Origin of the sequence: Streptomyces sp. CC208A (assembly GCF_030010625.1) — a bacterium.
GTDB lineage: Bacteria > Actinomycetota > Actinomycetes > Streptomycetales > Streptomycetaceae > Streptomyces.
The window spans coordinates 1-1488 of the sequence record NZ_JASCXN010000094.1 but is presented as its reverse complement, the minus strand read 5'-3'; the positions used below and the strand labels follow the sequence as shown (position 1 = coordinate 1488).

General features: G+C 70.3%; 2 protein-coding genes and 1 pseudogene. 2 read left to right on the top strand and 1 reads right to left on the bottom strand.

Annotated elements, in window-relative coordinates; all coding sequences use genetic code 11:
* Positions 1-231 (bottom strand): annotated as a pseudogene (locus QK442_RS36100) (SAM-dependent methyltransferase); the annotation flags it as partial.
* 137 nt (positions 232-368) lie between these two features.
* Here QK442_RS36100 and QK442_RS36095 point away from each other — a divergent pair.
* Positions 369-989, top strand: a complete 621-nt coding sequence (locus tag QK442_RS36095) for an amino acid transporter (protein ID WP_282698372.1) — start codon at positions 369-371, stop codon at positions 987-989.
* On the top strand, positions 989-1465 hold the full coding sequence (locus QK442_RS36090) for an NUDIX domain-containing protein (protein WP_282698371.1): 477 nt from the start codon (positions 989-991) through the stop codon (positions 1463-1465). Before QK442_RS36095 ends, QK442_RS36090 begins: the two co-directional genes overlap by 1 nt.
* The last annotated feature ends 23 nt before the right edge of the window (positions 1466-1488 follow it).

Below are 1488 nucleotides of genomic sequence, written 5' to 3'. Positions count from 1 at the left end.
GTGGACGGTGTGGCCGTCCTCGAGGAGCCACCGGGCGTGGGTGCCGGGACCTCCGCCGACGTCGAGCACCCGCGCGGGAGCGGGCGGAAGGCGGCGGCGGAGGAGCTCGCGGGTGCGGAGGAGTTCGAGGCGGCCGCTGGCGGTGGTGTGGAGCCGGTCGGCTTCGTCGTACTCGGCGGCGTAGTAGGTGACGATCTCGGACGCTGTCTGCACAGGGCTCGGTGTCGACATGACCGGAGGGTAAGAGCCGGAGACGGGGCAGGGCATCCGGTTTCCCGGGCGTTCTGCGGGGCTCGGCGTGTCACCGGCGGCCGGACGGTAGGGTTTCGCACCCACACGGGGCGACGTTGCACAGGAAGGGCGCGGTGATGCGGGAGAGACAGCCCGGCCGGGACTGGGAGCCCGTCGGCTTAGCCGAGGTCGTCGCGTTGTTCTCGAAGTCGCCCTGCCGCTGGTGGGTGGCTGGCGGCTACGCCGTGGAACTCGCTGTGGGCCGGCCGTTTCGGGAGCACGATGACATCGACGTCCTTCTGCTGCGCCAAGACCAGCTCGCGGTTCAAGAGGTCCTCGCCGGGTGGGAATGGTGGGCCTCGGACCCGCCGGGCTCGATGCGCCGGTGGCGTCCCGGAGAGCTGCTGCCAGTCGGCGTGCACGACGTGTGGTGCCGGCCCGGCCCGGGTGCGCCGTGGTGGATCCAGGTGATGCTCGACGAGGCCGAAGGCGAGACCTGGATGTCCCGCCGCGATGCCCGAATCCGGCGTTCTATGGACCGGCTCGGAGCAACAGCTGCTGACGGTACGCCGTTCCTGGCACCGGAGGTCCAGCTGTTCTACAAGGCGAAGACTCCTCGGCCGAAGGACGAGCAGGACTTCGCCGAGGTGCTGCCTCATCTCGACCCAGCGGCGCGGGCGTGGCTGGCCGAGGCGCTTTCGGTCGCGTACGGGCCGCACCCGTGGGCCGCGATCCTGCAGAACAGGAAGGAAGGCTGATGCCGCAGAAGACCGCTCCGTCCGGCTACTCCTACGCCGCGCACTACGCGGACGTGCACCTGATCGTCCGCCGGGGGGACGAGATCCTCATGAGCCGCCGCGTGGAGACACAGCGCGTATTCCCGGGCATGTTCCAGGTGCCGGCCGGGCTCTTGGAGGAGGGCGAGCCCGCCGCCGTGGCGGCCGCCCGCGAGTTCGCTGAAGAGACCGGCGCCGGCGTCGACCCGGCCGACGTCCGGTTCGTGCACCTGATGCACCACGTATCGACGCACGCCGGTGACCAGCGGATCGCGTTCTTCTTCGAGACAGACCGGTGGCACGGCGAGATCGGCAACCCCGAGCCGGACAAGTGCGAGGGCTGGAAGTGGTACAAGACAGCGGCGCTGCCCGAGCCGATGCCGCCTTATCTCGCGGTCGCGCTGCGGCATATAGCCACTGGCACCCCCTACAGCGAGTACGCGTGGACCGCGATGTAGAGCCATGGAGGACGGCCGCGGGG

Bases quoted from the DNA above. Each gene is read 5' to 3' on its own strand.
- QK442_RS36090 (WP_282698371.1), top strand. From the start codon at position 989: ATGCCGCAGAAGACCGCTCCGTCCGGCTACTCCTACGCCGCGCACTAC.
- QK442_RS36095 (WP_282698372.1), top strand. From the start codon at position 369: ATGCGGGAGAGACAGCCCGGCCGGGACTGGGAGCCCGTCGGCTTAGCC.